This window comes from Pueribacillus sp. YX66, assembly GCF_041725775.1.
Classification (GTDB): domain Bacteria; phylum Bacillota; class Bacilli; order Bacillales; family UBA6769; genus Pueribacillus.
This window is the reverse complement of record NZ_JBEUEL010000041.1, coordinates 1-22,303: the sequence shown is the minus strand read 5'-3', so window position 1 is coordinate 22,303 and position 22,303 is coordinate 1. Positions and strand designations below refer to the sequence as shown.

The window sequence follows — 22,303 nt, the reverse complement described above, 5'->3', positions numbered from 1 at the left end:
AGTTTTCGGACTTCATCAGCTACGACGGCAAAGCCTCTTCCCGCATCTCCTGCTCGCGCTGCTTCAATCGCAGCATTCAAGGCTAGCAAGCTCGTTTGATCTGATATATCCGTAATCATCGTGACGATGTTTCCGATTTCATTTGAACGCTCCCCGAGTGTTTCAATGACCGTTGACGTATCTTTCACCGTAGATTCAATGACTTGCATTTGTTCGACAACTTCATTTACTGTTCCGACCCCATCTCGAGCAGAGCGTGACGCTTCTCCTGCAAGTTCCGAAACGGATTCACTGTTGGCGGCAATTTGCTGGATGCCCGCAGAAATTTGGTTAATGGTTACAGCGGTTTCATTAACGCTCGTTAATTGTGTTTCGGCATTCGCTGCCATTTGTTCGGATGAAGCAGCGATTTGTTCTGTTGCATTTGATGTTTGTTCAGCACTTGCCGTTAATTCTTCTGCTGAAGCAGCAATTTGTTCTGATGATTGGTTCGTTTTTGTGACGAGTGTTCGTAAATTTTTCATCATGGCATTGGTAGAATGTACGAGTGAACCAACTTCGTCTTTTAACCTTGTGTTTAGAAGGTTGCCGCTTAAGTCACCTTGTGAAATCTGTTCTACCCTATTAACGACCTGTTTAATAGGTCTTACGATAACCTTAGATGCGATAGATGTTGTTGTCATTCCGAGAACGAGTGATGCAATCAAAATAATGAGAATGATAGTCTCTATATTACTGTTGCTAGCAATCATTTGATTACTCTTTTCTGTAATTTCTGATTCGTGCTCTTGTGAAATCCGTTTAAATCCTTCCATTAACTCAATCGCTTTTGGTTCAGCATTTTGTCTAAGTAATGCAATCGCTTTGTCAGAGTCTCCACTATCCATAACTGGAAAAACTTCATCTTCGATAATTGAAGACCATTCACGACTATCCTCAATTAATTGTGCTATCGTTTTATCATTGTTAATAGATAAAACATGTTCCTCTAGATTAAGGCTATCAGCTGAATACCCAATATATTGGTATTTAAAATCAGTTGCTCCATATAAAATATATCCTCTTGCAGCAGCGATCCGTTCGGCAATATTGTAATTTAATTTTTCGCCTGCAATAAGCAGTTGCAAATCACGAGTCATCATTTGATCGACCGTGTTATTCGCTTTGTGATTGTTATAAATTGTGACTCCTCCGATGACAGCTAATAATAACAAAATAAAAAGAGAATTAAGTAACAGTTTCGTTCGTAGATGTTTCATTATTTTTACCCCCCAATTTATATATCGTTAAGATTTCATTAAACTTGAGTTTTTTTATAATCAGAAAAATTTTCTAAAAAAGGTATTGACGTCACAAACAATCTGTTATACTATAATGGCAGTAAAGTAAAAATTGTATTATAACAGAAGGTGATTCATACTTTATGCCTTCAAAAATACTAGAATGGGAGTGGAAGTAATGGCAATTGATCCGAAAGAAGTAAAAGCATTGGAAGAAAGCTGGGCAAATGATGAACGATGGAAAGGGATTAAGCGTCCTTATTCAGCGGAAGATGTTTTGAGATTAAGAGGTTCAATCCAAATTGAATACACGCTTGCAAGAATGGGTTCAGAGCGTTTGTGGGATTTAATTAACAATGAACCTTTTGTTCGTTCACTTGGTGCTTTAACTGGTAACCAAGCAGTTCAGCAAGTAAAAGCTGGTTTGAAAGCAATCTACTTAAGTGGATGGCAAGTTGCTGCTGATGCGAACCTTGCCGGTGAAATGTACCCTGACCAAAGCTTGTATCCTGTAAACTCTGTTCCACAAGTTGTAAGGCGCATTAACAATGCATTACAACGTGCGGATCAAATTGAACATATGGAAGGTAAACATGACCGTCATTGGTTTGCTCCTATCGTTGCCGATGCGGAAGCTGGTTTCGGTGGACGTTTGAATGTATTTGAATTAATGAAAGCAATGATTGAAGCTGGTGCTGCAGGTGTTCACTTTGAAGACCAATTAGCTTCTGAGAAAAAATGCGGACACTTAGGCGGAAAAGTTTTAATTCCAACGAAGAGTGCGATCCAAAACTTAATTGCCGCTCGTCTTGCTTCAGATGTTATGGGTGTTCCAACGATTATTATGGCTCGTACAGATGCGAACGCCGCTGACTTAATTACGAGCGATGCTGATGAGTACGATCATGCGTTTATTCGCGAAGGCGAGCGTACAGAAGAAGGATTCTACCGTACGAATGCTGGTCTTGACCAAGCGATTGCACGTGGTCTTGCTTATGCGCCATATGCTGACCTTATCTGGTGTGAAACGGCTGAACCAGACCTTGAAGAAGCTCGTCGTTTTGCTGAAGCAATTCATGAGAAATATCCAGATCAATTGCTTGCTTATAATTGCTCACCATCATTTAACTGGAAAGCGAAATTAAGCGATCAGGAAATTGAAACATTCCAGGAAGAAATTGCAAAAATGGGCTACAAGTTCCAATTCGTAACACTTGCAGGTTTCCATTCCTTGAACAACTCAATGTTCGAGCTCGCAAAAGGCTATAGCCAACGTGGAATGGGTGCTTACTCAGAGCTTCAACAGCGTGAATTTGATAATGAAAAATATGGCTACGAAGCAACTCGTCACCAACGTGAAGTTGGAACAGGTTATTTCGATGAAGTTGCAGAAGTTATTTCTGGTGGTACAGCTTCAACAACTGCACTTGCTGGTTCAACAGAAGCTGAACAATTCTAATAAAAACTGATACTCTAAAAGACTCATACTCTATGAAAAGCCTTGAAGGAATTTGCCTTTGAGGCTTTCTTTTTTTGCAGCTTAAAACTATGATCAATGTCTTTTTCGATTGTTTCTGTATAAAACAAAGCACAGCTTACATGATTCTGTGGAAAGAGTGTGCGGGAGGTATTCCAAAATTATGAAGAATAAGACAGAACAACAAAAGGAGAGAGCCTCTTATGAAGAAAGATACGATGAAAAAAATTGATCTAATTTTTAAAGTTTTTATATAAAAGAGGTTTCAGGTTCGTAACGTACTCACGAGATACCTAGATGAGACCGATGAAAGTGTCTTCAACGTGTGATACGGATAAACGAGAATCTTCTTTGAGATATTGTTTTGCTCGATTTCTTTCTCAATTGTGAGCGACAAAAAGATACATTATACTTACTAAAGATACATACATAGATTGAGGTGGAACAACATGCGTGCTTTTCCGAAAGAAACGCTTGATCCGAAAGCAGTTACAGTGTGGAGAATAAATGGGATAGTCAACAGTTTGGTTTTTGCAGTTCTCGTGTTAACCTATTTCATTTTGTCTTCGCTTATTTCGTTTATCCCTACGCCACCAAAATGGGGATTCATTTTACTTTTTGTTCTTATTATTGTTTATGCTCTTTATAAAATTTTTCTTATTCCTACATTGCGCTTTCGTTATTGGCGTTATGAAGTGACAGAAGAAGAAATTGATTTATACCGTGGGATATTTGTTCGTACGCGTACGGTTATCCCGATGATTCGTGTCCAACATGTTGATACTCAAGATGGTCCATTATATCGTCATTATGGATTGGCGACCGTTACGATTTCGACTGCTGCCACACAACATGAAATTCCAGCTTTGTCAAATGAAGTCGCTGACGAGTTGCGAGCAAAGATCTCCCAGTTTGCGATGGTGGTGGAAGATGATGTCTAACCGAAATCGTCTTCACCCCGCGTTTATCGTTATGAACGTTTTATCCTCCTTAAGAGAGATGTTCGTTCCATTGTTGTTTTTAGTCATCACCGCATTAAGAAGCGGTTCATTTGAATGGTGGAATTTAATAGGAATTTGTGCGATTCTTTTTTTTACAGTCGTTTCGAGCCTTTTTCGTTGGTTTCGTTTTTATTATGTCGTAGCAGATCGTGAAATTCGCATAGAGTACGGGCTTTTCGTTCGAAAACAGCGGTTTATTCCGTTTGAACGTATTCAATCGATTCACGTTACTCAAGGGGTGATTCACCGCCTTTTCGGGTTAGTAAAGCTTCAAATTGAAACAGCAGGTGGAAGTATTGAGGCTGAGGCGCAGTTGTCTGCACTTACGAAGAAAAAAGGCGAGGCACTAAGAGAATGGATACGAAAACAAGAAGATGTTTCAGAAGAACAAACGGAAGCAAAACTGCTCGAAGAGGTTGAATATGAAAGTAAACTTTCGAAAAAAGCACTGCTGATCGTTGCTTCAACTTCAGGTGGATTCGGTGTTTTATTTTCGTTCATTGCAGCCGTTTTTTCACAAATTGGTGAGTTTCTTCCAGAACAATTTTATGAAAATATTTATGGTATGCTGATATCATCAAGCATCGTTTTCATTTCGGTTATCATTTTCGTCATCGCTTTTGTAGCGTGGATTGTATCAATGATGAGTACGCTACTGCGATTCGGTGGATTTACATTAAAAAAGAAGCGAAATGAAATTATTATTGAAAGAGGCTTGCTTGAAAAGCGACAACTAACTGTTCCGATAAATAAAGTACAGGCGGTTCGAATTGACGAAGGCTTGTTACGCCAACCATTTCGATATGCAACGTTATCAATAGAAGTGGCTGGCGATAGTGGACAAGATCAAGACCAGTCAACGCTTATTCACCCGTTAATTAAAAAAAATGAAGTGTACCCATTTTTGAAAAACGTATTGCCGACATTTGCGGAAGACGTTTCATTTCAAACTGTACCAAAGCGATCCCGAAGACGGTACGTCTTTCGAAATACGTGGTTTTTCGTTCTACTCGTTTGTGTGGCTTTTTGGTTTATACCTATACAATACGCGATTCCGACGATTGCACTGATCATTATTGGAATCTTCTTCGGCGTGTTAAAGCATAAAGATGCTGGCTGGTTTTTAACAAATGAGCTTGTAGCAGTCCAGTTTCGAAGATTGAAGCGAACGACTGTATTTACGTTAAAAAAGCGGATACAAGCGTTCGAATATACACAATCACTGTTTCAAAAGCGCAAGCAACTCGTTAGTTTTCAAATTTCGGTATTAGGCGGTTTGTTCGGAAATACATATACGGTTGCGGATATGGACGAAAAAAAAGCTGATGAGTTGTTTCATCAGCTGCGGTCGCGAAAAAGATTAGCGTAAATAGACGAGAATACCAGCGATAACGAAAATGATAAACAATCCCCAAATCACTTTTTGGATTGTATTTCGGTTTGCATTTCTTTGCTCCCATCGATTTGGTTTAAACGTTGGTTTATCATGTTCAACACGGTGCTGGACTTCGATATGCATCGTATACGGTTTTGCCCGCCTTAAAATGATTGGAGAAATTGCTAGTCCGCTAATAAACCCGAATAAATGAGCGAGAATGTTTATATTCGGCATAACGAATGTCATAACGAGACCGATAATCAAAATTGTTGTAACAATTTGAGCACTCCCTCGGTCAATTAAATCTTTACGAAACATGACCATATATAGATAGATCCCGAACAGTCCGTAGATCGCACCAGAGGCACCAAGCTGCGTGAAAAAGGCATCTTCCATAAAAAAGGTAAAAATATTTGGAATGATACCCATCACTAAGTAACTAATGATAAATTTACCTTTACCGAGCATTTGCTCAAGGGCAGGACCGAATAAATAGAGTGAAAAAGAGTTAAACAGCATATGAGCAAACGAAGCGTGCAAGAAAATAGGTGTAATGACGCGCCAATACTCGCCTTGTGCAATCAATCCGTTTTGTCCGACACCCCAATATAATACAAATTCGCCACCTGGAAACAGATGAATGATGAGAAATAAAATAAGGTGGATGACGATGAGAATGGAGACAATCGGGTACAATTTTAAAAAGGAACGCAACGATTCATGTCGAATAAACATTGGGAATCACCCTTCTTTAGCAGAACAGTTTGTTCATATCGTAACACAAACGAGAAAAATCAGAAACGATTGTATTTCGCAAATAAAAAAGGATCTACTTCGCAATTAAAATTGAACGATCTGAATTTGATGCAGCACACTAGATTAGACGATTATTATTTGAATCTGCACAGGCTATGGAGTCTCTATGGGCATGGCTTTTGGTTACCCAAGGGTTTCACACCTCGCACAAAATATCATGCCTGCTTCTCCATATAAAGCCAATGGGGTTTAGAAAAATTGGATCATTATTAAATTGTTATCTAGATTATTTACAAATGAGCGTGCAATGCTATCATTACACAATATGAGGACTCGCAATGAAATAGAAGGAGAGGTAATCTTCTATGATTATAGGGATTGGCCTTGATTTAATTGAAATTAAGCGAATCGAAAAAGCGATGTTAAAAAACAAAAAATTTGTGGACCGTATTTTAACACCTGGTGAAAAAAGACAATTTGAACAGTTGACGGGGAAGCGCCAAATTGAATTTTTAGCGGGAAGGTTTGCGGCGAAAGAAGCGTATGCGAAAGCGCGAGGGACTGGAATCGGAAAGCTAAGTTGGCAACAGATTGATGTTAAAAGTAAAAACGGGAGACCGATCATCGCTTCCACATCGGATGATGAACAAATACATATTACGATTACACATACGAAAGAAATAGCTGCTGCACAAGTGATTATTACGGAGATCCATTCATAAGCGAGCATGCAAGAGAGCAGATGCTAACGATTAGCAGAGGGAATCGCGACCGAAAATCTTCTTTTAAGGAAAGCTTGTCATGCTAGTCAGCATATTGGCAGAAGTTGTCTCATATATTTTTAATGCGACTAGGAGGGAAGTTTGTGCAAGTCGTAACGAAAAATGAAATGTATGCGATTGACCGTGAAGCAATGCAATTGGGGTTGCATGGTGAAATGTTGATGGAGAATGCTGGGCAGGCGGTAACAGCTAAGCTCATAAGCCGTCTGTCTAAAAAAAACGATCGAATTTTAGTTGTGATTGGAAAAGGTAACAATGGAGGAGACGGTTTTGTCATTGCACGTATGTTAAAAAGTTATGGTTACGTGACGGATGTTTGGCTTGCGGTTAAAAAAGAAGATATAACAGGTGATGCTGAAAAAGCGATGCACGTCTATGAACGTTCCGGCTATGAAGTAAATAGTATCATTGAAAAAGGCTTAAAAGCATTTCAATCCGCCCTTGCGAATTGTACACACGTAATTGATACGCTACTCGGTATCGGAATGAAAGATCCATTGAGATCACCGTATAAAGAAATGATCTCACTTATCAATGCTGAAAAAAACAAATATATTATCGCTATCGATTTACCGAGTGGAATCCTTGCTAACGGCGGACATTTTACTGAAGCGATCCGAGCAGATGAAACGATCGCCATCCATCATCCGAAAATAAGTGCGTTCACGTATCCGAGTCGTCATTATTATGGTGAAGTTCATGTCGTTAATATCGGCATCCCACCTCTCATAAGCGAACGTGTAAATGAAAAACGTTACGTCTGGACAGCTGAAAAGGTTATGCGAACGTTTCCGGAACGAAGTCCAACCGCTCATAAAGGCGATCACGGTAAAGGTTTGCTTATTGGTGGTTCGAAAACAATGAGCGGAGCGATTGTGATGTCAGCGAAGGCAGCGCTTAGAAGTGGAAGTGGATTATTAACGATTGCGATTCCTGAAGATGTGAGTATACCTGTAGCAAGTGAAGTGATTGAAGCGATGTATCTTCCATGTGCTTCAAAGGATGGACAATTTAGCGGAGAACTTCAACAGGCTGATGATATGCAGATTGAAGCGATTGCAGTTGGACCGGGTATGGGTCGAAATGAAGGAAGCCGCAACATTATAAAACAATTGCTCGAAAAAGATGTCCCGCTTCTTATCGATGCTGATGGTCTCTATCATCTTGCCGGAATGGTAGACCGATTGAAAGCGAGAACAGCACCGACAATTGTAACGCCACATGAAGGAGAAATGGCGCGGCTTCTCGGAATTTCTCCTAAAGAAGTGAATACGAACCGCTTTCAACTAAGCCGTAAGTTCGCAATGACGTATAGTTGTTACGTTGTTCTAAAAGGACCGTTTACGATTTGTACGACACCTTCAGGTGATCAATATATTAATCCGACAGGAAATGCTTCGCTTGCAAAAGGTGGTTCAGGCGACGTATTAACAGGTATAATGCTCTCGCTCATCATGCAACATTCATCACTTCAAGCCGCCATTAGTAACGCAGTTTTTGTTCATGGACGCGTTGCAGATGAACTTGTTGCAGCTAAGCACTCTTCCATTGATGTCATTGCATCAGATTTAATTCATGCGTTACCCCACGTTTACCGGTTGATTACTCAACATTCGTTATGATATCGTTGTCATCCCTCCTTTGTATTTTGAATTGAGACAAGGGAGTGAAACCAATGAAGAAAACGATTGTGACAATTGTGAGTACGTTCATTTTTGCCACTTTACTTGTAGGCTGTGGATCAAAAAGTCAAGAAGACGTTTTAGAGGCATTAAGTGAAAAAACCGAAAAAATGCAAAGTTATAAAATGACGGCAAAAATGACGTTTGAAAGTGGTGACGAGCCTCAATTATACGATGTAGAGATTTGGCATAAAAAACCAAGCTATTATCGAATAAAAATTGAAAATGATAACAATGAACAGAGTCAAATCATTTTACGGAATGACGAAGGTGTTTTCGTTTTAACTCCAGCGTTAAATAAAAGTTTCCGTTTTCAAAGCGATTGGCCAGAAAATAACAGTCAAATTTACTTATACGAATCGCTCGTTAACGATGTGTTAAATGATGGTGAACGATCATTTAAAGCAAAAGATGATGCATATGTATTTAAAACGAAAACAAATTATCAAAATAAAAATTTGTTTGAACAGGAAATTACGTTTACGAAAAAGAAGCTAGAACCGAAGCAAATCAAAGTGATGGATCAAGACATGAACGTTCTCGTTACGGCGGACTTTGATAAGGTTGAGTTTGATGCTGATTTTGACGACGATGCATTTGATATGGACCGAAACATGACAAGTGCTAAGCTCGAAGTTCCGACAATGGCTGAAATCGAGCAAGTTGAAACAAGTCCACTTTATCCTGAATATACAGCAGGGACTAATCTTTCAGATGAAAAAGAAGTAACACGAGACGGAGAAAAACAGCTCGTTTTGACGTATACAGGTGAGGACGAATCGTTTACTCTCATTCAGAAGAAAGCGGATGTTGCAGTAGAAGCGAGTGCGCCAGTCCACTTTGTCAGTGGTGAGCCTGTTGATCTCGGATTCGTCATTGGAATTAAAACAGGCGATACGATTTCATGGACGTATAATGGAATGGATTTTCTTCTAGCATCAAAAGATTTAGATGAAGAAGAAATGGTGGCAGTTGCTCGTTCTGTTCAGGGGGTTGCGTCAAAATAAACAAGAAGGCTCACGTGAGGCAGTTTACGCACTTGCTGGGCCTTTTTCGTTTTAGCGAACGATAGAAAGATTATTGGACCGTGTCCATTTTTTCCACGTTGCCGATGAGTAGAATTAATGTTGTACACTTCTTATGCAAGGTGAACTGTATTTATAAGCAGGCGTGTACTTAAATCATAGAAGTTTGAAATTTGTCTAAGTTGCTAACTTTTTATAAAGATTTGAGCCTGAATTGCGACGATTCATGACATCGCGTTGGAAGTGTGACGTTGCACTAAGATTGCATTGTTTATCTGTTAATTCTGTTACAGTAATCGAAGTCTTTAGACGTTTTTATACTTTTAACACGCGGCTTAGTGAAATTTTGTTACAATTTTATGTTTTATACCCTCACCTTGATTTCACTCTTTTTCTCGTATAATAAATAGGGTAAGATAGAGAAGGTAAATAATCGAGGCATTTAATTGGAGGGTTTATTTTGGAAACTCAACCGTTCTACCGCGATACGTGGGCAGAGGTTGACCTTGATGCGATACGAGAAAATGTCACAGCATTCAGACATCATCTTCACAAAGAAACGAAAGTCATGGCAGTTGTTAAAGCGAATGCATACGGACATGGAGCGGTTGAAGTCGCATCGGTCGCTTTAGAAGCAGGTGCTGATTATTTAGCTGTTGCCTTACTAGATGAAGCCATTCAGTTACGGATGGCAGGCATAACAGCGCCAATTCTCGTTATGGGCTGGGTTCGTCCTTCTGATGCCTCTCTAGCTGAAAAATATAATGTTGCTCTCACGTTTTTTCAAAAAGAATGGCTAGAGAAAGTGTTAGAAACAAATATAACTAAGCTTAACCTTCATTTAAAATTTGATACGGGGATGAGTAGACTAGGCCTGCGTAATAAACGAGAAGCTGAAGCCATTTTAGATATTTTAAACAAACATAAATCATTAAAACTTGAAGGCGTATATACACATTTTGCAACTGCAGATGATATGAACAGTCAATTTTTTCATACGCAACAAGAACGATTCCGTCATTGGCTTACTTGGTTAAGGGAGAGAGGCGTATATCCTAGTGCCATTCATATTAGTAACAGTGCGGGAGCAACGCGGCTTCCGAACGATAGTTACTCTTTCATTCGATTAGGCATTTCAATGTATGGTTTAAAACCGTCTGATGATATTGATCCCCCTTTTGAATTAAAGCCAGCTTTCTCTCTCCATAGTCAACTCGTTCATGTGAAAGAGCTAATGCCCGGTGACACGATAAGCTATGGTGCGACTTATACAGTGAAAGAAAGAGAGTGGATCGGAACAGTTCCGATTGGATACGCTGACGGATGGATTCGTCGGCTTGCGACAGAGGGGCGAGTGCTAATTAAAGGGGAATATGCCCCGATTGTCGGTCGAATTTGTATGGATCAATGTATGGTTCGGTTGCCGAAGAAACTGCCGATTGGAACGAAAGTAACCTTGATTGGAGAACAAGGTAGTAACAAAATTACGATAGATGAAATTGCTACAAAGCTTGAGACGATTAATTACGAAATTCCTTGTAATTTAACAGCAAGAATACCTCGCGTCTATATGGAAAATAAGCAAAAAGTCTCGGTGCGGAATTTAATTTTAAATTCATTTAAAATTTTAGAAGGATCTTGATGAAAGTTGGAGAACCTAGTAAGGCGAAGAGTCTAAACTTGTTTTGCAAATGAAGATTTGAAATGTTAGTATTTATGGTGGATAATTATCACAAAGGCATGGTATCTGTTAGCTGGAGGTGGCTCGTTTTGAGTGAAGCGAACGTCAGAAAAATTGAAATTACAATGTCACAGCAACTGTTGAGTGAGGTGGACGGGGTAATTCAACAAGAAAAACTAGCTCTCGATGAATTTATTTCTCAAGCGACGAAAATGTATCTTCGTGAACGTAAAAAGCGCCATATACGGGAAGCGATGCGCCAAGGTTATATGGAAATGGCAAAAATAAATTTACACATTGCGACGGAAGCTTTTCTTGCTGAGGAGGAAGCTGATGATACCCTAGACCGCTTAGTAAGCGGGGTGTAATCATTTGATGGTGAAACGTGGCGACGTTTACTTTGCTGACCTTTCTCCTGTGGTAGGCTCAGAGCAAGGCGGAGTTAGGCCTGTCCTAATCATTCAAAATGATATTGGGAACCGGTTTAGCCCAACTGTCATTGTCGCAGCGATTACAGCGCAAATTCAAAAAGCAAAATTACCGACACACGTTGAAATCGATGCTGAAAAGTATAATTTTGATCGCAATTCGGTTATTTTGCTTGAGCAAGTCCGCACGATAGATAAACAAAGGTTAACGGATAAAATTACAAATTTAGATGAAAGTATGATGAGTCGGGTTGATGAAGCATTGCAAATTAGTCTCGGACTCGTAGATTTTTAACTTCATAATTGTAAAACGAAGCTGCTACAGGGGAAGAGCAGCTTTTTATCTTGTTTTGATAAGTGAGGCTTTTTCCTTTGAGGTAAATACGTATTTTCCCGTAGCTAGTTCGAAATGACCTATTAGGTACCAAACTTTTTTTATATAATGTTTGGAGTGAATGTTCGAATAGGGGGGAGGAACTAAGTTGGATAAAGTGATTGTAGAAATCATCGAAGAGCACAAACAAGATATTAACAATCAATGGATAGAACATATAAAAATTCACGCAGCGAAGCATCAAATTGAAGATCATGATTTGTTTTTGCAAACAAATCAAAGCTTCTTAGATTTAATGTATGCACATATTTCTGAAGAATATGACGAATCGAACAATAAAGTGATTCAATTTGCCGAACAAATTATAAAAATTGGTTGGGATTTAAGCTATATTACTCAAGGGTTACAGACGTTCCGTAGGACATTGCTCGACGTTTTGTTCGAAAACGTTTCGGTGAATGAACGAGCGATTGATTTGTATCAACAAGTGGACCGTTGGATCGACCCGCTAATGAATAAACTTATTGATGCAACTGCAACGAATTGGGAACATACGGTGACGTTGCAAAAAGTAGCATTGAAAGAATTGACAGCACCTCTTATTCCTGTTTTTAAACATATTTCTGTCATGCCACTCATCGGAACGATTGATACGGAACGCGCAAAATTAATTATGGAAAATTTATTACAAGGTGTGATTAACCATCGGGCTCAAGTTGTGCTGATTGACATTACGGGTGTCCCGGTCGTAGATACGATGGTTGCACACCACATTATTCAAGCCGCTGAAGCTGTTCGTCTAATTGGAGCTTCATGTATTCTCGTTGGAATCCGACCTGAAATTGCTCAAACAATTGTAAACCTCGGTATTGATCTAAAACAATTTCCTACGAAAAATACACTTTACAATGGAATTCAAACTGCGCTCAAAATGACGAATCGACAAATCGTTGAGTTGTAAAGGAGAGAGTATGATGCGCATTCCAATATTGAAATTAAAGGACTTTTTATTAATCTCAATTCAAGTTGAACTCGATGATCAAACTGCCCTTCAATTTCAAGAGGATTTATTGAATAAAATTCATGAAACAGATGCAAAAGGGGTTGTCATTGATTTAACGTCTGTTGAAATGATTGATTCTTTTATCGCCAAGGTGCTAGGAGAAGTTGTCGATATGTCGAATTTAATGGGTGCAAAAGTTGTTTTGACTGGCATTCAGCCAGCTGTTGCGATTACGTTAATTGATCTCGGTATCGTTTTGAAAGATGTGCCGACAGCGTTAGATTTAGAACAAGGGTTAGCGAAACTTGAGCAGGATTTGGAGGAATAGCTATGGCAAACAAATCCTGTATAAAAATAAATAACGAATGGGATATTGTAAAAGCTCGGCAACAAGGTCGAAATTTAGCGAAAGAACTTGGATTTGGAATTGTTGACCAAGCACGGATAACAACGACGGTTTCTGAGTTAGCGAGAAACATTTTTTTATATGCAAATACGGGTGAAATTATGATTGAACCGATATACGATGGGATTAAGAAAGGCTTAAAAATAACTGCGAAAGATAACGGACCGGGTATTAAAGACATTCGTACGGCAATGGAAGATGGATATTCCACGTCAGGCGGGCTTGGTGCAGGGTTGCCAGGAGTTAAACGATTAATGGACGACTTTATGATTCAATCGAAAGAAAATAAGGGAACTGAGATTATTGCATCAAAGTGGCTAAGATAACAAAAACTTTCCTTCTGTGTTTGAGATAATCAGGAGGTGAACCCGGAAAGTGAAAAAAGTAAAGAATCAAAAAATATACCAAAAAATTTTAGACAAATATATAAAAGTAAACGATGAACAGTCATTGTACCGGGGACAACAATTTAGTCGTCAACTTATCGAAGAGGGTGTGTCACCAGAAGAAGTTGTGAATTTGCATGTGAAATCACTTTTGGAATTATATCCAAATCTCAACACAGAAATGAAACGTTCGTTTAAATTTTTACTAGAAGTCATGATGGATTATGGTATTGCATACCGCGAACATCAAAGCCTGAAAGATAAACAGCAGCAATTAAATATGGAAATTGAATTAGCTGCACGTATGCAACAACGCTTGCTTTCTAAAGGAGTACCAACTATTGTATCCTTAGATATTGGTGCGATAAGCAAGCCGGCATCACAATTAAATGGGGACTATTACCATTTTGTTTACGATGAGAGCGGTTTTGTTTCAATGACGGTTGCGGATGTGATTGGAAAAGGAATTCCGGCAACATTATGCATGTCTATGATTCGTTATGCGATGGATAGTTTATCGGTAGCAACGATGAAACCGAGTGCTGTTTTGGAAAATTTAAATCGCGTTGTAGAACGAAACATCGATGATAGTATGTTTATTACGATGTTTTACGGGTTATACGATCTGAACCAAAATCATTTTTTTTACGCAAGTGCAGGACATGAGAGAGGATTTATATATCGGCAAAAAACAAATAAATTTGAAGAACTTACTGCTAAAGGTCTCGTACTCGGCGTAAAAAAAGATACGAAGTATAATGATTACGTGACAAGTCTAGAGATGGGCGACATGATTATCCTCTTGTCTGATGGTGTGACTGAATGTCGTTTAAATGATCGATTTATTGAACGTCATGAAATCGTTAATCTCATTCGCAAGTATCAGCATCTTCCCGCTCAGCAAATTGTTGACGAAGTGTACCAAGAACTTGTACGGATGCAAAATTTTGAGTTAAAAGATGACGTTACGCTCATTATATTAAGAAGACAAGTTTAAGAACGTAAGTATCGGGAATAAGTTTATAACTAGTTAAATTGAGGGGGGATTTTCTGATGAACTTGAAAGTAAAAAAAGTTTCCGAAGGAACGAAACATTACTTAGAAGTATCAGGGGAACTTGATGCGTACACAGCTCCTGAATTACGTAAAAAGTTAATTCCACTTGTTGAACAAAATGGACAAACAATCATCGTAGACTTGTCTCATGTTACATATATGGATAGTACGGGTCTTGGCGTGTTTGTCGGGGCTATTAAAGCAGAAAAAAAACATCAGTCAGAAGTAATTTTAAAAAATATGACAGAGCGTGTACGTCGTCTGTTTGATATTACTGGGCTAGATGAAATCATTACGATTCAACATGACGACGTAAAGGGGGGAGCGCGGTGAATTTAGATTATATTGAAATGATCGTCCCTGCTAAGCCTGAATATTTAGGAGTTGTGCGTTTAACGGTCTCGGGTATTGCTAATCGTATGGGTTACACTTACGAAGAAATTGAAGATATAAAAATCGCTGTTACTGAAGCTTGTACGAATGTCGTCTTTCATGCGTATGATGAGGGAGAAGAAGGCAAAACAAAGCTTAACTTTGCCGTTTACGACGACCGGCTTGAAATATTTGTCATCGATCAAGGGAAAAGCTTTGATCAAAAAGCAGTTCAAGAAAAAATGGGACCTGTCAACTCAAATGTTGCGGTAGAGCAATTGAATGAAGGTGGATTAGGCTTATTTTTAATTAAAACGTTAATGGATAAAGTAGAAATTTCCGATGATAGCGGAGTCGTCGTACAGATGACAAAGTTATTAAAAAGAGATGGGGTGAGGAGTGATGTCAGCAGGGTCAAGTAATGATTCGCACATACATAACCCCAAAGTATACGAATGGATAGATGCTTTGCAAAAAGACCCTGGTAATGAAGAACTACAAACAAAATTGATCACGGAATACACACCACTTGTAAAAATGTTAGCTAGTAAATTTTCCAAAGGGAGATCGACTGACGATGATTTAGTTCAAGTTGGTATGATTGGCTTATTAGCTGCAATAAAACGTTTTGATTCATCGTATGAACGAAGCTTTGAAGCATTTGCTGTACCTACGATTGTTGGTGAAATTAAACGATTTATCCGCGACAAAACGTGGAGCGTCCACGTTCCGAGACGAATTAAGGAGCTTGGACCAAAAATCCGCAAAGCAACAGAACAATTAACAGATGACCTACAGCGCTCTCCGAAAGTGCAAGAAATTGCTCGCCACCTTGGTGTAACTGAAGAAGAAGTTTTAGAAACGATGGAAATGGGGAAAAGTTATCAAGCTCTTTCTGTTGACAGCGCTATTGAGGCTGATCATGAAGGCAGTACTGTGACGCTCCTTGATTTAGTCGGTTATGAAGAAAAAGGCTACGAACATACAGATCGTATTTTATTATTAAAACACGCATTACAAGCTTTAAACGAACGGGAACGATTGATCATTCAGTACACGTATTTTGAGCATAAAAGTCAAAAGGAAACTGGTGAAGTACTAGGAATATCACAAATGCACGTATCAAGACTTCAGAGACGAGCCCTTGAAAAATTAAGAAAAGCCATTCGTATGGAACCGTCGGAGGCCTTGTAAATGATTGACACTTATAATTTTACAAACATGCAAGTATTAGCCTATCAGCGAGCAAAAGATGACAATAAATATAATGGTGATAGTTACATTACACTTGAGACAGATAAATATTTCGTTTGTGCAATTGCGGACGGGTTAGGTAGTGGCGAGCTTGCGAAAGAATCGGCAGATGCCGCCATTTTTTCAATTAAAAAGACGCACGATCAATCTGTAGAACGGATGCTAGAAGAAGCGAACCAATCTCTTAACGGCAAGCGTGGCGTCGTGATGACAGTATTTAAAATTAATTATGAGACGATGGAACTTTCATTTAGTGGTGTCGGTAACATTGATCTCATTTTATATGATGAGAATGGAGATATCATCCGCCCCGTCACGTATTCAGGTTACTTGTCTGGAAAACCTCAAAAGTACCGTGTGGAACGTTTATTCATTGAAAAACCTATTTCTTTTCTTATGTATTCAGATGGATTTAAAGTAAATGCAAAAACTAAAGATATTTTTAAAAGATTAAAATCTCCGGAACATGCCGTCCATTATATTAAAGAACGTTTAGTTGAAAATAAAGATGACGTTACCTATGTCATTGGAAAAATGATATAATCCTTCAAACTATGAAATAATGGTTTTTTTGAAGGTCTGAATCTGGTAGTAACTGGACTCAGGTCTTTTTTTGTTAAAAAGCGGATGTTTTCAACTATTTTTAGCGATTAATAGCAGCAGTTTGTTAAAATAAAAATTAAGTTGATTGAGAAGGAGGAAAAACGGTATGTCTGAAATAATAAATGAAATGCACGTCACTCAGATTGCGAAAGAATTGCAATTAAAACAACCCCAAGTTAAACAGACGTTACATTTAATAAATGAAGGAAATACTGTTCCATTTATCGCAAGGTATCGAAAAGAATTAACAGGTGGATTAGATGAAGTCGCGCTGCGAGCTATATTTGAAAAGTGGCAGTATGCAGTGAATCTTGATACACGAAAGGAAGAAGTCGTCCGACTCATTGATGAACAAGGAAAACTTACTGATGAATTGCGAAAAACGATTGAACAGAGTACAAAATTGCAGGAAGTAGAAGATTTATATCGTCCGTATAAGCAGAAACGACGGACGAAAGCGACAGTTGCAAAAGAAAAAGGACTTGAACCGTTAGCAGAATGGTTGTTCTCATTGCCTGCAGACGGTGATGTTATTGAAGAAGCGGAAAAATATCTTTCGGAAGAACACGAAATAACTACGAGTGAGGATGCCCTTCAAGGCGCAAGGGATATTATCGCCGAATGGATTTCGGATGACGCTGACTACCGAAAATGGATTCGAGCGAAAACGTTTCAAAATGGTAAGTGGCAAACAACGGTTAAAGATGAAGACCTTGACGAGAATAAGACATATGAAATGTACTATGAATACGAAGAAATGGTTGTGAAAATTGTACCCCATCGCGTTCTTGCGATGAACCGCGGTGAAAAAGAAGGTATTTTAAGAGTCAAAATTGGGTCCCCAATCGAGGAGATTTTTACATACTTACAAAATGAAATCATTACAAAAGAAACCGTTGCTGATGAACATTTGCGAATGGCGATAGAAGACAGCTATAAGCGGTTAATTGAACCGTCCATTGAAAGAGAAATCCGTTCAGAATTAACAGAAAAAGCAGAAGACCAAGCGATCCATATTTTTTCAGAAAATTTAAAGCAACTTTTACTGCAACCGCCATTAAAAGGAAACGTAGTACTTGGAATCGACCCTGCGTATCGGACGGGCTGTAAGCTCGCCGCTGTGGATGAAACAGGAAAAGTACTTGCGATTAACGTCATTTATCCGACGCCTCCGAGGGCGCAAATTAAGGAAGCAAAAGAAATTGTGAGCAAACTTATTGCCGAACATAACGTAAAAATTATTGCGATTGGAAATGGAACAGCTTCACGTGAAACAGAGCAATTTATTGCAGAACTGATTCAAGAGAAAAAACTTCCGGTCAAATATGTTATCGTTAACGAAGCAGGCGCGAGCGTGTATTCAGCTTCGGAGTTAGCAAGAGAAGAATTTCCGGATTTACAAACAGAAGAGCGCTCAGCGGTCTCGATTGCTAGACGTCTCCAAGATCCGCTAGCAGAACTCGTTAAAATTGATCCCAAATCTGTAGGGGTTGGACAATATCAGCATGACGTTGCACAGAAAAAATTAAATGATTCGCTTACGTTTATCGTTGAAACGGTCGTTAATCGCGTCGGAGTCAATGTCAATACCGCATCAGTTTCTTTGCTTCAATACGTAGCCGGCTTAACAAAAACCGTAGCCAAAAATATTGTGAAAAAACGTGAAGAGCTCGGTTCGTTTTCATCGAGAGAACAGTTAAAAGAGATACCGCGACTCGGCACAAAAACGTACGAGCAATGTATCGGATTTTTGCGAATTCAAAATGGAGAGAACAAGCTTGATCAAACACCGATTCACCCTGAAAGCTACGAGGAAGCTGAACAGTTACTGCAAGCGGTTCAAGTTAGTCTTCATGAAATTGGTACTTCACATGTAAAGGAAAAACTAGAGCAAGTGTCAGTTAGCGAAATGGCAGCCGAACTAAATATTGGGGAACCAACATTACGTGATATTATTGATGCGCTCATTCGTCCAGGTCGAGATCCGCGTGATGATGTACCGAAACCAATATTACGCTCAGACGTATTAAAGATGGAAGATTTACAAAAAGGCATGCAGCTTGATGGAACGATCCGAAACGTCGTTGATTTTGGAGCATTCGTAGACATCGGGGTGAAACAAGACGGACTTGTCCATATTTCAAAGCTGGCGAATCGCTACATTAAACATCCACTCGATGTTGTGAAACTAGGCGACGTCGTTACAGTTTGGATAGAAGACGTCGATGTCGTGCGAGGAAGAATATCGCTAACAATGATCGAACCGGCTAAACAGCTAGTTTAAAAGCGGAACAACTAGCACGAAGCAAGTGCTAGTTGTTCCTCTAAGTGGTTTATAATGGAAGGTCTGGTTTACAACGATAAGACGACACTATGCTGATAACATTTTGGAACGTGATTTAGGCCAAGTAATCGTAGACAAGGAAACTGACCTAGTTGTTAGCGTTCGAGGATGTAGTCGTTGATGTTTCAATAAATGTATTGCAACTCTTACGAATACACTGAAGATACAGAAGACTTGTTCAGCGTTTTTTTGCTGAACTTTAGTCGCACTTATTTCGAGGATGTAGTCGTTGATGTTTCAATAAATGTATTGGAACTCTTACGAATACACTGAAGATAATAATACCAAAATTGGTTTAAAATCAATATTTGATTGAGATCTTTTTGGAAGAATGCCCGCATTAGCTGATTTTGGAACCAGACAGGCATTAGATAGTCCTCCTTTATTGTTATTGATACATATCGTATTACTCTTATATATGTAGAGAAAGTTTGTCAAGTGTGTACTATTTTTTTAAGAACGGAGGAAGAAGAGATGACTGATGAGCAATTACAAGCACTCGTAATACAAATCTCACAACAATTTTTCAAAAGACCATTTCTTCATCAAGCTCGTTTTAATCATCGCCTTCGTACAACAGGTGGTAGATATTTACTGCAATCTCACGATATAGAAATAAATCCGAAGCAATATAAAGTACACGGATTAGAGGAGTTGATTGGTATTATAAAGCACGAACTGTGTCATTATCATCTCCATTTGCAAAACAAAGGATATCGGCATCGCGACCAAGATTTTAAAAAGTTACTAAAAAAAGTAGGAGGCTCCAGACACTGTAAAACCATTGATGGAATGAGAACAGAAGAGACGGTTAAATACAGCTATCGCTGTGAAAGATGTCAGCAATTATATTTACGGAAACGAAAAATTGATTTACAAAAGTATGTATGTGGAAAATGTTCTGGAAGATTAGTTGCAACAAATCTTAAGAATGAATTGCAACAATTGTGAATGAAAAATGAATATAAGACATATAAAAAAACATTTGAATAAAGAAAATTAGGTTATTGCGATATAATTCAGACGAAAGAAAAAGTGTTGAAAAAGCTTGCCCATCTTGACGAATTTGGAACAAGCGTGCTATGATAAGTAAGGTTTAAGTTCAGTATAGAGTTCATTTTTTTAATTAAAATGAATCAACAAAAAGTTATTGACATCAAATTCTAGATGTTATATTATATAAAATGTCGCCGCAAAATCAAGATAGTTTTTCATCGTTTCATAATACGATGTTTTTTAATATTACACTGATAATAACTAAGCTTGAAACTAACTGAGCATAGACAGCGTAGCAACGATAAGAAAACTTCTTTAGATTATTCCACAGTAACGAGCGAAGCATCTTCCGATTGAACGACGAGTTGTCTCGACGCATTTATTTAAGGAATAGCTAGTAGAGGAAGAGACAGCGTAGCAACGATGAGAAAACTTCTTTAGATTATTCCACAGTAGCTCAGTGGTAGAGCTATCGGCTGTTAACCGATCGGTCGCAGGTTCGAATCCTGCCTGTGGAGCCATGGAGAAGTACCCAAGTGGCTGTAAGGGGCTCCCCTGCTAAGGGAGTAGGTCGTGTAAGCGGCGCGAGGGTTCGAATCCCTCCTTCTCCGCCATTACAGAGGACAGAATAAGATGCCGGAGCTCGTCAAAATGGCGTTTTCAAAATGGCCCGTTGGTCAAGTGGTTAAGACACCGCCCTTTCACGGCGGTAACAGGGGTTCGAATCCCCTACGGGTCACCAATTGAATAAATGAAATTACATAATGGTCCCGTAGTGTAGAGGCCTACCACGCCTGCCTGTCACGCAGGAGATCGCGGGTTCGAATCCCGTCGGGACCGCCATGTTGGGCTATAGCCAAGCGGTAAGGCAACGGACTTTGACTCCGTGATGCGCTGGTTCGAATCCAGCTAGCCCAGCCATTCATACGAGCCATTAGCTCAGTCGGTAGAGCATCTGACTTTTAATCAGAGGGTCACAGGTTCGAATCCTGTATGGCTCACCAGTTTTATTCATTGCGCGGGTGTGGCGGAATCGGCAGACGCGCTAGACTTAGGATCTAGTGTCTTTGACGTGGGGGTTCAAGTCCCTTCACCCGCACCATATTTTTAACTATGGTTTGCTGTGAATTCACAGCGAGTTTTTATTTTAAATATTATGCGGTCGTGGCGGAATGGCAGACGCGCTAGCTTGAGGGGCTAGTGGGGGCGACCCCGTGGAAGTTCGAGTCTTCTCGACCGCATCATTAAGCGCCCGTAGCTCAATTGGATAGAGCGTTTGACTACGGATCAAAAGGTTAGGGGTTCGACTCCTCTCGGGCGCGCCATCATAAAAGATCTTCTGTTAATTACCGTCACGTCCTGTGACGAACACAGAAGCCAGAACATCCTGTTTAATTCCGGGAAGTGGCTCAGTTTGGTAGAGCACCTGGTTTGGGACCAGGGGGTCGCAGGTTCGAATCCTGTCTTCCCGATTTGCGGGTGTAGTTTAGTGGTAAAACAAGAGCCTTCCAAGCTCTGGTCGTGGGTTCGATTCCCATCACCCGCTCCATTTAAATTGTTTAAATCATGGTAAGTTAATGGCCTATCATGGGCCTGTAGCTCAGCTGGTTAGAGCGCACGCCTGATAAGCGTGAGGTCGGTGGTTCGAGTCCACTCAGGCCCACCATAAGTTACCATTTGTTTTTATTTTATTTATATGTTATGATTAAAGAGTCGCCATTTGGAGTGGCGGGGAAGAAAAAGGCTACTAAGTAGCTGATTTGCCTTTGCGTCTACAAGCTTATAAACGAAGTAAGCTTTCTCGGGGCAAGGCACCAAAGATGATTATTTAAGTCATCAGCTCGTTCTTTGAAAACTAAACAAAACGCCAAGCGAAAAAGCTTTGAAATTTAAATTTATGAGTCACGAACTCTAGATAACACCGTGAGGTGTTCAAAGGATACAGAAGGTTGACTAACGTAGAGACGTCGGTCCTTTACCTCCTGTCCATCATCGGAGAGTTTGATCCTGGCTCAGGACGAACGCTGGCGGCGTGCCTAATACATGCAAGTCGAGCGCG

At 39.5% G+C, this 22,303-nt stretch carries 22 protein-coding genes, 12 tRNA genes and 1 rRNA gene; 32 read left to right on the top strand and 3 right to left on the bottom strand.

Annotated elements, in window-relative coordinates; translation table 11 throughout:
- On the bottom strand, positions 1 to 1,259 hold a 1,259-nt coding region (locus ABU914_RS13950; RefSeq protein WP_379670311.1), incomplete at its 3' end, for a methyl-accepting chemotaxis protein.
- 199 nt (positions 1,260 to 1,458) lie between these two features.
- Between ABU914_RS13950 and aceA the strand changes: the two genes are divergently transcribed.
- From aceA to ABU914_RS13935, 3 genes are all read left to right on the top strand, one after another.
- Positions 1,459 to 2,739, top strand: coding sequence for an isocitrate lyase (gene aceA, locus ABU914_RS13945; RefSeq protein WP_379670310.1), 1,281 nt, complete (start codon positions 1,459 to 1,461; stop codon positions 2,737 to 2,739).
- A 467-nt stretch (positions 2,740 to 3,206) separates the two neighbouring features.
- A complete protein-coding gene (locus tag ABU914_RS13940; RefSeq protein ID WP_379670309.1) occupies positions 3,207 to 3,698 on the top strand; it encodes a PH domain-containing protein in 492 nt (163 codons plus the stop codon).
- The gene (locus ABU914_RS13935; protein ID WP_379670308.1) at positions 3,691 to 5,127 is read left to right on the top strand and encodes a PH domain-containing protein; all 1,437 of its coding nucleotides are present in this window, start codon (positions 3,691 to 3,693) and stop codon (positions 5,125 to 5,127) included. The genes ABU914_RS13940 and ABU914_RS13935 overlap by 8 nt, the downstream gene beginning before the upstream one ends.
- Here the strand turns inward: ABU914_RS13935 and ABU914_RS13930 are convergent.
- Positions 5,119 to 5,871, bottom strand: a complete 753-nt coding sequence (locus ABU914_RS13930; protein ID WP_379670307.1) for a rhomboid family intramembrane serine protease — start codon at positions 5,869 to 5,871, stop codon at positions 5,119 to 5,121. The two genes, ABU914_RS13935 and ABU914_RS13930, sit on opposite strands and share 9 nt — an antisense overlap.
- 386 nt (positions 5,872 to 6,257) lie before the next feature.
- On the opposite strand from ABU914_RS13930, the gene acpS reads away from it, so the two are divergent.
- The 15 genes from acpS (at position 6,258) to ABU914_RS13855 (ending at position 19,188) form a co-directional block, all read left to right on the top strand.
- Entirely contained in the window at positions 6,258 to 6,614 is a 357-nt protein-coding gene (gene acpS, locus ABU914_RS13925) for a holo-ACP synthase (protein ID WP_379670306.1), read from the top strand.
- Positions 6,615 to 6,757: 143 nt separating this feature from the next.
- Positions 6,758 to 8,296 (top strand): NAD(P)H-hydrate dehydratase, encoded by a 1,539-nt coding sequence (locus ABU914_RS13920; RefSeq protein ID WP_379670305.1) that lies wholly within the window; start codon positions 6,758 to 6,760, stop codon positions 8,294 to 8,296.
- A 53-nt stretch (positions 8,297 to 8,349) separates the two neighbouring features.
- Entirely contained in the window at positions 8,350 to 9,363 is a 1,014-nt protein-coding gene (locus tag ABU914_RS13915) for a LolA family protein (RefSeq protein ID WP_379670304.1), read from the top strand.
- 478 nt (positions 9,364 to 9,841) lie between these two features.
- Entirely contained in the window at positions 9,842 to 11,023 is a 1,182-nt protein-coding gene (alr, locus tag ABU914_RS13910) for an alanine racemase (RefSeq protein WP_379670303.1), read from the top strand.
- 164 nt (positions 11,024 to 11,187) lie between these two features.
- The gene (locus ABU914_RS13905) at positions 11,188 to 11,430 is read left to right on the top strand and encodes an antitoxin (protein WP_379670313.1); all 243 of its coding nucleotides are present in this window, start codon (positions 11,188 to 11,190) and stop codon (positions 11,428 to 11,430) included.
- Positions 11,431 to 11,434: 4 nt separating this feature from the next.
- On the top strand, positions 11,435 to 11,785 hold the full coding sequence (locus ABU914_RS13900; RefSeq protein WP_379670302.1) for a type II toxin-antitoxin system PemK/MazF family toxin: 351 nt from the start codon (positions 11,435 to 11,437) through the stop codon (positions 11,783 to 11,785).
- Positions 11,786 to 11,972: 187 nt separating this feature from the next.
- Complete coding sequence (locus ABU914_RS13895; protein WP_379670301.1) at positions 11,973 to 12,785, top strand: STAS domain-containing protein; 813 nt, start codon at positions 11,973 to 11,975, stop codon at positions 12,783 to 12,785.
- A gap of 13 nt (positions 12,786 to 12,798) precedes the next feature.
- Complete coding sequence (locus ABU914_RS13890) at positions 12,799 to 13,155, top strand: STAS domain-containing protein (protein WP_379670300.1); 357 nt, start codon at positions 12,799 to 12,801, stop codon at positions 13,153 to 13,155.
- Between the two features lie 2 nt (positions 13,156 to 13,157).
- Positions 13,158 to 13,559 carry an anti-sigma regulatory factor gene (locus ABU914_RS13885; protein ID WP_379670299.1) on the top strand — a complete coding sequence of 134 codons (402 nt, stop codon included), beginning with the start codon at positions 13,158 to 13,160 and terminating at the stop codon, positions 13,557 to 13,559.
- Positions 13,560 to 13,608: 49 nt separating this feature from the next.
- Positions 13,609 to 14,616 (top strand): PP2C family protein-serine/threonine phosphatase, encoded by a 1,008-nt coding sequence (locus tag ABU914_RS13880; RefSeq protein ID WP_379670298.1) that lies wholly within the window; start codon positions 13,609 to 13,611, stop codon positions 14,614 to 14,616.
- Between the two features lie 56 nt (positions 14,617 to 14,672).
- Positions 14,673 to 15,008: an STAS domain-containing protein gene (locus ABU914_RS13875; protein ID WP_379670297.1), complete on the top strand. Its 336-nt coding sequence runs from the start codon at positions 14,673 to 14,675 to the stop codon at positions 15,006 to 15,008.
- Between the two features lie 17 nt (positions 15,009 to 15,025).
- Positions 15,026 to 15,469 carry an anti-sigma B factor RsbW gene (rsbW, locus tag ABU914_RS13870; RefSeq protein ID WP_379670312.1) on the top strand — a complete coding sequence of 148 codons (444 nt, stop codon included), beginning with the start codon at positions 15,026 to 15,028 and terminating at the stop codon, positions 15,467 to 15,469.
- Positions 15,450 to 16,241: an RNA polymerase sigma factor SigB gene (gene sigB, locus ABU914_RS13865; RefSeq protein WP_379670296.1), complete on the top strand. Its 792-nt coding sequence runs from the start codon at positions 15,450 to 15,452 to the stop codon at positions 16,239 to 16,241. Before rsbW ends, sigB begins: the two co-directional genes overlap by 20 nt.
- Positions 16,242 to 16,844, top strand: coding sequence for a SpoIIE family protein phosphatase (locus ABU914_RS13860; RefSeq protein ID WP_379670295.1), 603 nt, complete (start codon positions 16,242 to 16,244; stop codon positions 16,842 to 16,844). It abuts the gene before it with no gap.
- A 166-nt stretch (positions 16,845 to 17,010) separates the two neighbouring features.
- The gene (locus tag ABU914_RS13855) at positions 17,011 to 19,188 is read left to right on the top strand and encodes a Tex family protein (protein WP_379670294.1); all 2,178 of its coding nucleotides are present in this window, start codon (positions 17,011 to 17,013) and stop codon (positions 19,186 to 19,188) included.
- A gap of 269 nt (positions 19,189 to 19,457) precedes the next feature.
- Here ABU914_RS13855 and cmpA read toward each other — a convergent pair whose 3' ends face one another.
- Complete coding sequence (gene cmpA / locus ABU914_RS13850; protein ID WP_379670293.1) at positions 19,458 to 19,616, bottom strand: cortex morphogenetic protein CmpA; 159 nt, start codon at positions 19,614 to 19,616, stop codon at positions 19,458 to 19,460.
- Positions 19,617 to 19,722: 106 nt separating this feature from the next.
- Between cmpA and ABU914_RS13845 the strand changes: the two genes are divergently transcribed.
- The 14 genes from ABU914_RS13845 to ABU914_RS13780 all read left to right on the top strand — a co-directional run.
- Positions 19,723 to 20,199 carry a SprT family protein gene (locus ABU914_RS13845; protein ID WP_379670292.1) on the top strand — a complete coding sequence of 159 codons (477 nt, stop codon included), beginning with the start codon at positions 19,723 to 19,725 and terminating at the stop codon, positions 20,197 to 20,199.
- 491 nt (positions 20,200 to 20,690) lie between these two features.
- Positions 20,691 to 20,765: transfer RNA gene (locus ABU914_RS13840), tRNA-Asn, on the top strand.
- Position 20,766: 1 nt separating this feature from the next.
- A tRNA-Ser gene (locus ABU914_RS13835) sits at positions 20,767 to 20,858 on the top strand.
- Positions 20,859 to 20,911: 53 nt separating this feature from the next.
- Positions 20,912 to 20,986, top strand: a tRNA-Glu gene (locus tag ABU914_RS13830).
- A 24-nt stretch (positions 20,987 to 21,010) separates the two neighbouring features.
- Positions 21,011 to 21,087: transfer RNA gene (locus ABU914_RS13825), tRNA-Asp, on the top strand.
- A 3-nt stretch (positions 21,088 to 21,090) separates the two neighbouring features.
- Positions 21,091 to 21,165, top strand: a tRNA-Gln gene (locus tag ABU914_RS13820).
- Positions 21,166 to 21,172: 7 nt separating this feature from the next.
- Positions 21,173 to 21,248, top strand: a tRNA-Lys gene (locus ABU914_RS13815).
- Positions 21,249 to 21,262: 14 nt separating this feature from the next.
- A tRNA-Leu gene (locus ABU914_RS13810) sits at positions 21,263 to 21,346 on the top strand.
- Positions 21,347 to 21,402: 56 nt separating this feature from the next.
- Positions 21,403 to 21,485 (top strand) — tRNA-Leu (locus ABU914_RS13805).
- 7 nt (positions 21,486 to 21,492) lie between these two features.
- Positions 21,493 to 21,569 (top strand) — tRNA-Arg (locus ABU914_RS13800).
- Between the two features lie 73 nt (positions 21,570 to 21,642).
- Positions 21,643 to 21,716 (top strand) — tRNA-Pro (locus tag ABU914_RS13795).
- A 3-nt stretch (positions 21,717 to 21,719) separates the two neighbouring features.
- Positions 21,720 to 21,793, top strand: a tRNA-Gly gene (locus ABU914_RS13790).
- Positions 21,794 to 21,833: 40 nt separating this feature from the next.
- Positions 21,834 to 21,910, top strand: a tRNA-Ile gene (locus ABU914_RS13785).
- A gap of 323 nt (positions 21,911 to 22,233) precedes the next feature.
- Positions 22,234 to 22,303, top strand: a 16S ribosomal RNA gene (locus ABU914_RS13780); the annotation flags it as partial.

What these genes read in the sequence shown, in the direction of transcription:
- sigB (WP_379670296.1), top strand. Translation starts at nt 15,450, where the DNA reads ATGTCAGCAGGGTCAAGTAATGATTCGCACATACATAACCCCAAAGTA.
- ABU914_RS13860 (WP_379670295.1), top strand. Translation starts at nt 16,242, where the DNA reads ATGATTGACACTTATAATTTTACAAACATGCAAGTATTAGCCTATCAG.
- ABU914_RS13935 (WP_379670308.1), top strand. Translation starts at nt 3,691, where the DNA reads ATGTCTAACCGAAATCGTCTTCACCCCGCGTTTATCGTTATGAACGTT.
- ABU914_RS13915 (WP_379670304.1), top strand. Translation starts at nt 8,350, where the DNA reads ATGAAGAAAACGATTGTGACAATTGTGAGTACGTTCATTTTTGCCACT.
- ABU914_RS13845 (WP_379670292.1), top strand. Translation starts at nt 19,723, where the DNA reads ATGACTGATGAGCAATTACAAGCACTCGTAATACAAATCTCACAACAA.
- ABU914_RS13875 (WP_379670297.1), top strand. Translation starts at nt 14,673, where the DNA reads ATGAACTTGAAAGTAAAAAAAGTTTCCGAAGGAACGAAACATTACTTA.
- ABU914_RS13905 (WP_379670313.1), top strand. Translation starts at nt 11,188, where the DNA reads ATGTCACAGCAACTGTTGAGTGAGGTGGACGGGGTAATTCAACAAGAA.
- ABU914_RS13890 (WP_379670300.1), top strand. Translation starts at nt 12,799, where the DNA reads ATGCGCATTCCAATATTGAAATTAAAGGACTTTTTATTAATCTCAATT.
- ABU914_RS13930 (WP_379670307.1), bottom strand. Translation starts at nt 5,871, where the DNA reads ATGTTTATTCGACATGAATCGTTGCGTTCCTTTTTAAAATTGTACCCG.
- cmpA (WP_379670293.1), bottom strand. Translation starts at nt 19,616, where the DNA reads ATGCCTGTCTGGTTCCAAAATCAGCTAATGCGGGCATTCTTCCAAAAA.
- acpS (WP_379670306.1), top strand. Translation starts at nt 6,258, where the DNA reads ATGATTATAGGGATTGGCCTTGATTTAATTGAAATTAAGCGAATCGAA.
- ABU914_RS13885 (WP_379670299.1), top strand. Translation starts at nt 13,158, where the DNA reads ATGGCAAACAAATCCTGTATAAAAATAAATAACGAATGGGATATTGTA.
- ABU914_RS13940 (WP_379670309.1), top strand. Translation starts at nt 3,207, where the DNA reads ATGCGTGCTTTTCCGAAAGAAACGCTTGATCCGAAAGCAGTTACAGTG.
- aceA (WP_379670310.1), top strand. Translation starts at nt 1,459, where the DNA reads ATGGCAATTGATCCGAAAGAAGTAAAAGCATTGGAAGAAAGCTGGGCA.
- rsbW (WP_379670312.1), top strand. Translation starts at nt 15,026, where the DNA reads ATGATCGTCCCTGCTAAGCCTGAATATTTAGGAGTTGTGCGTTTAACG.
- ABU914_RS13855 (WP_379670294.1), top strand. Translation starts at nt 17,011, where the DNA reads ATGTCTGAAATAATAAATGAAATGCACGTCACTCAGATTGCGAAAGAA.